8 protein-coding genes, 3 tRNA genes and 1 pseudogene are annotated in these 7,271 nt (G+C 68.3%); 8 read left to right on the top strand and 4 right to left on the bottom strand.

Annotated elements, in window-relative coordinates:
* Positions 1-12 precede the first annotated feature (12 nt).
* Positions 13-1,257: an APC family permease gene (locus tag CW362_RS42055; RefSeq protein ID WP_103554854.1), complete on the bottom strand. Its 1,245-nt coding sequence runs from the start codon at positions 1,255-1,257 to the stop codon at positions 13-15.
* A gap of 188 nt (positions 1,258-1,445) precedes the next feature.
* On the opposite strand from CW362_RS42055, the gene CW362_RS42050 reads away from it, so the two are divergent.
* The gene (locus CW362_RS42050; RefSeq protein ID WP_103554853.1) at positions 1,446-1,712 is read left to right on the top strand and encodes a GlsB/YeaQ/YmgE family stress response membrane protein; all 267 of its coding nucleotides are present in this window, start codon (positions 1,446-1,448) and stop codon (positions 1,710-1,712) included.
* A 115-nt stretch (positions 1,713-1,827) separates the two neighbouring features.
* On the opposite strand, the gene CW362_RS42045 is transcribed toward CW362_RS42050, so the two are convergent.
* Entirely contained in the window at positions 1,828-2,316 is a 489-nt protein-coding gene (locus CW362_RS42045) for a YajQ family cyclic di-GMP-binding protein (protein ID WP_037627493.1), read from the bottom strand.
* 166 nt (positions 2,317-2,482) lie between these two features.
* Between CW362_RS42045 and CW362_RS42040 the strand changes: the two are divergent.
* The 7 genes and pseudogenes from CW362_RS42040 (at position 2,483) to CW362_RS43660 (ending at position 5,978) form a co-directional block, all read left to right on the top strand.
* A pseudogene (locus tag CW362_RS42040) lies at positions 2,483-3,588 on the top strand (IS630 family transposase).
* A gap of 55 nt (positions 3,589-3,643) precedes the next feature.
* Positions 3,644-4,213: a maleylpyruvate isomerase N-terminal domain-containing protein gene (locus tag CW362_RS42035; protein ID WP_103554852.1), complete on the top strand. Its 570-nt coding sequence runs from the start codon at positions 3,644-3,646 to the stop codon at positions 4,211-4,213.
* 158 nt (positions 4,214-4,371) lie between these two features.
* Positions 4,372-4,453: transfer RNA gene (locus tag CW362_RS42030), tRNA-Tyr, on the top strand.
* A gap of 312 nt (positions 4,454-4,765) precedes the next feature.
* A complete protein-coding gene (locus CW362_RS43670; protein ID WP_162684429.1) occupies positions 4,766-5,014 on the top strand; it encodes a hypothetical protein in 249 nt (82 codons plus the stop codon).
* A tRNA-Ser gene (locus tag CW362_RS43665) sits at positions 4,981-5,066 on the top strand. Before CW362_RS43670 ends, CW362_RS43665 begins: the two co-directional genes overlap by 34 nt.
* 616 nt (positions 5,067-5,682) lie before the next feature.
* On the top strand, positions 5,683-5,931 hold the full coding sequence (locus CW362_RS42020; RefSeq protein WP_162684428.1) for a hypothetical protein: 249 nt from the start codon (positions 5,683-5,685) through the stop codon (positions 5,929-5,931).
* Positions 5,891-5,978 (top strand) — tRNA-Ser (locus CW362_RS43660). The genes CW362_RS42020 and CW362_RS43660 overlap by 41 nt, the downstream gene beginning before the upstream one ends.
* A 134-nt stretch (positions 5,979-6,112) precedes the next feature.
* On the opposite strand, the gene CW362_RS43655 is transcribed toward CW362_RS43660, so the two are convergent.
* Both CW362_RS43655 and CW362_RS42015 read right to left on the bottom strand, forming a co-directional pair.
* The gene (locus CW362_RS43655) at positions 6,113-6,280 is read right to left on the bottom strand and encodes a hypothetical protein (RefSeq protein ID WP_162684427.1); all 168 of its coding nucleotides are present in this window, start codon (positions 6,278-6,280) and stop codon (positions 6,113-6,115) included.
* 39 nt (positions 6,281-6,319) lie between these two features.
* The gene (locus CW362_RS42015; RefSeq protein WP_162684426.1) at positions 6,320-6,712 is read right to left on the bottom strand and encodes a hypothetical protein; all 393 of its coding nucleotides are present in this window, start codon (positions 6,710-6,712) and stop codon (positions 6,320-6,322) included.
* Positions 6,713-7,271: the final 559 nt, after the last annotated feature.

Raw genomic sequence — 7,271 nt, 5'->3', positions numbered from 1 at the left:
TCCGGGCAGTCCTCAGCGAGAGGCCGCCCACAGCCGCACGCCGTACGCCGCCGCCCCCACCGCGAGGACGGCCGCGCCCACGACCACCGAGACGCCCGGCAAGGCGCAGGCCAGCGTCACGCAGCCGAGGAGTCCCAGTACCGGCACGACCCGCGATGTCGGTGCCGGGCTCAGCGTCCAGGCGGAGGCGTTGGCGATCGCGTAGTACGCCAGCACACCGAAGGAGGAGAAGCCGATCGCGCCGCGCACGTCCACGGTCGCGGCCAGCACGGCGACCACCGCCCCCACGGCCAGTTCCGCCCGGTGCGGGACTTGGAAGCGGGGATGCACGGCGGCCAGGGCGCCCGGCAGATGACGGTCGCGGGCCATGGCCAGCGTGGTCCGCGAGACACCCAGGATCAGGGAGAGAAGAGAGCCGAGCGAGGCCACCACGGCCCCCACCCGCACGACGGGCACGAGCCCCGGCAGCCCGGCCGCCCGCACGGCGTCCGCCAGCGGAGCCGGGGCGAGCCCCAGACCCGCCGACCCGAGCACCGAAAGGACGGCGACGGCGACCACCGCGTACACCGTGAGCGCGATGCCCAGAGCCAGCGGGATCGCCCGCGGAATGGTGCGCGCGGGATCGCGCACCTCCTCGCCGAGCGTCGCGATCCGCGCGTATCCGGCGAACGCGAAGAAGAGCAGACCGGCCGCCTGGAGCACCCCGCCCGCACCTGACGACAGTCCGATGCCCAGCCGTCCGGCATCGGAGGCGTCGGACCCGAGACACCCCACCACCACGGAAGCGAGGACCGCCAGGACCACCGCCACGATCACCCGTGTCAGCCAGGCCGACTTCTGGATGCCGCCGTAGTTCACGGCGGTCAGGGCGACCACCGCGGCGACGGCCACCGCGTGTCCGTGCGAGGGCCAGACGTACGCGCCCACGGTGAGCGCCATGGCCGCGCAGGAGGCCGTCTTGCCGACGATGAACGACCAGCCCGCCAGATATCCCCAGAAGGCTCCCAGCCGCTCGCGCCCGTAGACGTAGGTGCCGCCGGAAGCGGGGTACAGGGCGGCGAGCCGGGCCGAGGACGTCGCGTTGCAGTAGGCGACGACCGCGGCGACCGCGAGTCCGAGCAGGAGCCCGGATCCGGCCGCCCGTGCGGCGGGGCCGAGCGCGGCGAAGATCCCGGCACCGATCATCGAGCCGAGTCCGATGACCACGGCGTCACCGACTCCCAGCGTGCGGCGCAACTCGGGCCCGGACGTCGTCATGCGCCGCACCCTACTGATCGCCGCAACCGGTTGGAGCCACGGAGGCGTCCTGTTCATCGGTACGGCGTCGACACGTCATCGGCGGACGTGACCCGCACCGGACACGGACAGCGCGCGCACGGCCCGCCCGGACCGAAATCACAGGGCCGGGGCAGCGTGATCACAGGACGGAAGGGCAGGCTCAGGACATGGGCATCATCAGCTGGATCATTCTGGGACTGCTGGCCGGAGCCATCGCCAAGTTCCTGCTCCCGGGGCGCGACCCGGGAGGCTTCGTCGGAACGACCGTCATCGGCGTCGTGGGCGCGTTCGTCGGCGGCTGGATATCGGCCCGCTGGCTGGACCACCCCGTCAGCAAGCACTTCTACGACGGTGCCACTTGGGTCGCCGCCATCGGCGGTTCGCTCGTGCTGCTGATCCTCTACCGCATCCTGTTCGGCGACTCGCGCCGCTGAGCCCACGGCGCCGGGACCGCGGCCGGAGGGCGAGAAGGGCGGGCACCCCGGGTGCCCGCCCCTCCTCACGCCGCCGGCCGCTCCCGCGGCCGCTTCACGCCGCCTGCCGGGCGTTCTACCGGTAGTTCACGAACTGCAGGGCGAAGTCGAAGTCCTTGCCCTTGAGGAGGGCCTGAACGGCCTGCAGGTCGTCACGGCTCTTCGAGCTGACGCGCAGCTCGTCGCCCTGCACCTGGGCCTTCACTCCCTTGGGGCCCTCGTCGCGAATGATCTTCGCCACCTTCTTGGCGTTCTCCTGGGAGATGCCCTCCTCGATCGTCGCGAAGATCTTGTACTCCTTGCCGGAGAGCTGGGGCTCACCGGCGTCCAGCGACTTCAGCGAGATGCCGCGCTTGATCAGCTTGGTCTCGAACACATCGAGGATGGCCTTCACCCGCTCCTCGGAGTTCGCCTCCATGAGGATCTTCTCGCCGGACCAGGAGATGGAGGCGCCGACGTTCTTGAAGTCGTAGCGCTGCGAGATCTCCTTGGCGGCCTGGTTGAGGGCGTTGTCGACCTCCTGCCGCTCGACCTTCGAGACGATGTCGAAACTGGAGTCGGCCATGTCCTGTGGCTCCTTGTATCGGGGTGCGTAGGGGCGGCCGTCGAGCCCGGCGTAGGCCTCCGGCCGCATCCGTATAAGCCTAGTGCTGTGACCGCATAGGTTCGCCGGGTCGGTGGTCGTGGCGGTTGGATGTGAGGTGACATCCGACCCGATCGCTGGAGGCGCGGTGGCTGATCCTGTCCGTGTGCGCAGACTGACCGACCAGGAGGGGCAGAAGCTGCAGCAGATCGTGCGCCGGGGTAGCACCAGTTCGGTGCGTTACCGACGGGCGATGATGCTGCTGGCCTCGGCCGGTGGGAACCGGGTGCCGGTGATCGCCCAGCTGGTGCAGGCCGACGAGGACACAGTCCGGGACGTGATCCACCGGTTCAACGAGATCGGCCTGGCCTGCCTGGACCCTCAGTGGGCGGGAGACCGTCCCCGCCCACTCAGCCATGACGACGAGGATTTCGTCATCGCGACGGCCACCACCCGACCGGTCAAGTTCGGCCAGCCGTTCACCCGCTGGTCGCCTACCTGCGCAAAGTGCACGGCCGGGTGATCCACATCGGCCGCGAGGCGTTACGGTGCCTGCTCGCCCGCCGCGGCATCACCTTCCAGCGCACCAAGGCGTGGAAGGAGTCCCCGGACCCCGAGCGCAACGCCAAGCTCGACCGCATCGAGGAAGTCCTGGACCGCTTCCCGGACCGGGTCTTTGCGTTCGACGAGTTCGGCCCGCTCGGGATCCGGCCCACCGCGGGCTCGGGCTGGGCCGGACAAGGGCGCCCCGACCGGCTGCCGGCCACTTACCACCGCACCCATGGAGTCCGGTACTTCCACGGCTGCTACTCGGTCGGCGACGACACGTTGTGGGGCATCAACCGCCGCAAGGAGGGCGCCGTGAACACGCTGGCCGCGCTGAAGTCGATCCGCGCCGCCCGCCCGGACGGCGCCCCGATCTACGTGATCATGGACAACCTGTCCGCCCACAAGGGCACCGACATCCGACGCTGGGCGAAGAAACACAAGGTCGGGCTGTGTTTCACACCGACCTACGCCTCGTGGGCGAACCCGATCGAGGCCCACTTCGGGCCGCTGCGGCAGTTCACCATCGCCAACTCGAATTACCCCAACCACACCGTGCAGACCCAGGCCCTGCACGCCTACCTGCGCTGGCGCAACGCCAACGCCCGCCACCGCGACGTCCTGGCCGCCGAGCGCAAGGAACGCGCCCGTATCCGCAGCGAGAAGGGCATCCGCTGGGGCGGACGTGCCAGATCCCTGGCGGCGTGAAGGAGCGACAGCCGTCACAGCCCAGTCGCACAGCACGAACCGCGAGGAGTTCCGCATGAACCATCAGGACGTCGACGCCGCCGTGGCAGAGATGCTGCGGATACTCAGCCCTCATACCGCCGCGGACTGGACGGTGCCGGCGGGGCCGCTCGAATGGACCTGCTGGCAAACAGCAGCGCATATCGGCCATGACCTGCTGGCCTACGCAGGACAGCTGGCAGCACAGCCCGCCGACGCCTACCTTCCCTTCGACCTGAACGTCCGCCCCACCGCCTCACCGGTTGAGGTGCTCCAGGCCGCCACCGCCTGCGGCAGGCTACTCAGCAGCGCGTTGGCCGTGGCCGACCCGACCTTGCGTGCCTGGCACTGGGGTCCGTGCGACCCCGAGGGGTTCGCAGCCATGGGCGTGGCCGAAACGCTGCTGCACACCCACGACATCACGCAGGGGCTGTCCGTGGACTGGCTACCACCAGCGCCGCTGAGCGCAGCCGTACTCAACCGGCTCTTCCCTGCCGCCCCGCCCGGAGACCCCACCCAGGTACTTCTCTGGTGCACCGGTCGCGGGGGCCTCGACGGCCTTCCTCGCCAAACCTCATGGCGGTGGGAAGCGGCGCGATCGGACTGATCGAGCTGGCCCCGGCGAACCTATCCGGTCACAGCACTAGCCACCCCCCTCCCCCCGAGCGTCGATCAATTGGGTGGCGAAGCATCCCCGAGCATCAGGTATCGTTTACGTCGTTGCCAGGGAGCACCGCGAAAGCGAGGCTCAGGGGCAGCAAACCCGGCGGTGTGCCCGAGCGGCCAAAGGGAGCAGACTGTAAATCTGCCGGCTTCGCCTTCCCAGGTTCGAATCCTGGCGCCGCCACCCTAACGGGAATCGGCCCCTGACCAGCAAGTTTGGTCAGGGGTCGTTCTCGTTCCCGGACCACGCCAGTATCCGCCGCTCTCCGTGGTGCCCCGCCCGTTCTGGCACGGCCGTGGCACGTGCCGTGAGCTTGATCATGCGGTCGGCGGGGCTTTGGTGATTCAGGTAACCCAGCGGGTCACATTTGACGGGTGCGTGAAGTCCGCAGCCCTCTCGATGCGAACTACGGGTGGGACGGTCCCTGGGGTCTGCTGGGTCTGGTTGCTGGACCTTGCTGCCCTACGGCGCGGGAGCGTGAGGTACAACTACGCCATGACGACTCGACCGACGCAGGCGATGTGGTGGGCTGAAATGGCCATCTGCCTTGCCGTAGCCGCCGTGACTTTTGCCGGGATCAGCGCTTTTCTCGGGGCATCGGCGCCCCAGGGGCGTCACGTCACCGTGGAGGGTGGCGCCTCCATCGTGCTGATTGCGCTGTCCGCCGGCGTCGGCATCTTCGTGAGTGGCCGCTTCAGGGCGTGGGGACTGCGTCGGCAAGCCGCGGCCAGCGCACGGTCTTGAGAACCGTCGTGGCAGCGATGTCACCGTGGGTTCAAATCCCATACCCGCCGCAGGTGAACAGCCCCTGACCAGGTAATTCGGTCAGGGGCTGTTCACGTGAGCGTTGTCCGCCAGCGACCGTGCCCCCCGCTGTTTCCCGACCGAACGGGCACGGTAGGGGCACGCGGTCTGAGCAGGTTGGTGGGTGGCGGTGGGGTAGCGCTTGCGCTGGCTTACCCTGATCGGCGTGCTTCTCGCCAATGCCCCGCAGACCAACGACGACCTGATAGCTGGAGGCCTAGGCTTCTTGCTTATCGGCACACTCATGTTGATCTTCGCGTTCTTTACTCGTCGTGCGAGGTGGAAGGTGCTCCGGAAGAAGGGCCCACGATCCGTTCGCGATGGCCTACTGGCCCAGGGCCTTGGTGTGATCGCTGTCGGCCTGGCCATGCTGGTGTACGGCGCTGCAACACGGTGAACACCTCCGCTGCGGAGTCTCAGCGCTTGGCCCGCCGCGACTGAAGGTCCTGCGCCTCGCTGCTCCTCGATGCGAACTATGGGCGGGGCGGTCGCTGGGGTCTGCTCGGCTGGTCGGACGGTCGTGCAGGGCTGCTGGCGGTTGGGCCCGGTCGGGATGGTTGCTGTACCTCGCTGCTGTACGGCAGGAAGGCGTGAGGTACAACTGCGCCATGAAGACTCGACCGACGCAGGCGATGTGGTGGGCTGAAATGGCGATTGGCCTTGCCGTGTCGGCCGCGACCTTCGCTGTGATCGTCGTCTTTCTGGGGGCTTCGGCAGCCCAGGGCCGCCACTCGACTCTGGAAGGCGGAGCTTCGGGTTTGCTGATCGCGCTGTCCCTCGGCGTCGGCATCTTTGCGAGCGGCCGGTTCAGGGCGTGGGGGCTGCGTCGACAGGTCGCGTCCAGCGCACGGTCTTGAGAACCGTCGTGGCAGCGATGTCACCGTGGGTTCAAATCCCACACCCACCGGCAGCAGAAACGGACCCTGACCAGGTAAATCGGTCAGGGTCCGTTCTCATGGCCAGTGTCCACTAGTGCCCGTGGCTCCCCGCTGTTTCCCGACCGAACGGGCACGAGAGGGGCACGTCGACTGGCGCCCTCTAGGCGTAGGCGGCCAGCAGCGCGGCAAGCAGCCCAGCCCCCACAGCTGTGAAGACCCGTGGCTTCCTCCAGCCCGGTCCCGAAGCCTGGCGGTTCAGCTCCCACACGAGCACCAGACCGGCACCAAGGCCCAGCGCGTCGCGCAGCAGGAAAGTGGTGGTGTTCACCGGGCGCCTCCAGGGGCCTTCGAACGGCAGACGCTCATGTCAGTCAACGGAGATTGTGCAGTCTTTGGAAGGGATGCCAGCGAGTTCGCATGCGGCCGCGTCTTCCTGGCTCGAGGATGGGTGTTGCTGGAGATACGCCGCTGTCGCGCGCGTTCCGGCGTCGAAGCAGGTCGGATTCTGTCGCACGATCGTGCTGAGGATCCTCAGCCGTGCCGTGGCGATCTCGTACTGCCTGATGGTGTCTCCCCCCTTCGCGATCCGCTGCTGCTGTTTCCGGAACTGGCCGGCCCGCGCCTCGAAGTCCTGGTTCGCCTGCGCGCACGTGGTCGACTGCTCGGACGCGTCGTCGTGCTGCGTCGCTCCGACGGCATAGCCGCCCAGGGCGATTGTGATTGCTCCTGCGCTGACCAGCGCGATCATCGAACGCTTCATGGCCGGGGATCGTATACGCCCAGGTGAGGCCACTCGCCACTGGTGCCCACCGACCTGCGGTCGACAACGCTGGGAGGTTGGCTCCGAGACTTTGGGCGGGAGCTGCCATGGGGCGAGTGATCATGGCCCCTTAAGCTTCCGGCGAGTCGGGCAGTCTGTGGACCTGCCCGTTAAAGCACGACGTTGGGGCCATGATCTTCGAGGCTCGCCCCATGGTGGCTGCCTAAAGTCTCGGAGCCAACCGGCCCCGCCGACGTCTGTGCGGGAGCTCCCTCGTGCCTCGGACTTCTCCACGTGGGCGCGCGTTGGCGCAGCCCGCCGGAGCGGGCCGAAGGCAGGAGCGGTGGCGGAGCGGAGCCAGGAGCGCGCCCGGCGGAGCGGAGCGCAGCCGGGGCTTGATGAGGTAGAGAAATCCGTAACTCTGGCCTGACAGAGGGCTGTGTCCGATCCCGGGTGATGCTTGACAGTTCGATCCCAGCTGATGGTTGACAGTGGCCGTGATCGGCTTTTCTGTGCACGTCGTTGCGGCGTGTGGCAGGAGGCCGGGATTGGCGCTGGT

It is taken from the genome of Streptomyces populi (genome assembly GCF_002911015.1).
Classification (GTDB): Bacteria; Actinomycetota; Actinomycetes; order Streptomycetales; family Streptomycetaceae; genus Streptomyces; species Streptomyces populi.
Note: the sequence above shows the minus strand (reverse complement) of the source record. Positions and strands in the feature narration are given on the sequence as shown.

Bases quoted from the DNA above. Each gene is read 5' to 3' on its own strand.
- CW362_RS42020 (WP_162684428.1), top strand. From the start codon at position 5,683: ATGAAGACTCGACCGACGCAGGCGATGTGGTGGGCTGAAATGGCGATT.
- CW362_RS42050 (WP_103554853.1), top strand. From the start codon at position 1,446: ATGGGCATCATCAGCTGGATCATTCTGGGACTGCTGGCCGGAGCCATC.
- CW362_RS42055 (WP_103554854.1), bottom strand. From the start codon at position 1,257: ATGACGACGTCCGGGCCCGAGTTGCGCCGCACGCTGGGAGTCGGTGAC.
- CW362_RS43670 (WP_162684429.1), top strand. From the start codon at position 4,766: ATGACGACTCGACCGACGCAGGCGATGTGGTGGGCTGAAATGGCCATC.
- CW362_RS42045 (WP_037627493.1), bottom strand. From the start codon at position 2,316: ATGGCCGACTCCAGTTTCGACATCGTCTCGAAGGTCGAGCGGCAGGAG.
- CW362_RS42015 (WP_162684426.1), bottom strand. From the start codon at position 6,712: ATGAAGCGTTCGATGATCGCGCTGGTCAGCGCAGGAGCAATCACAATC.
- CW362_RS42035 (WP_103554852.1), top strand. From the start codon at position 3,644: ATGAACCATCAGGACGTCGACGCCGCCGTGGCAGAGATGCTGCGGATA.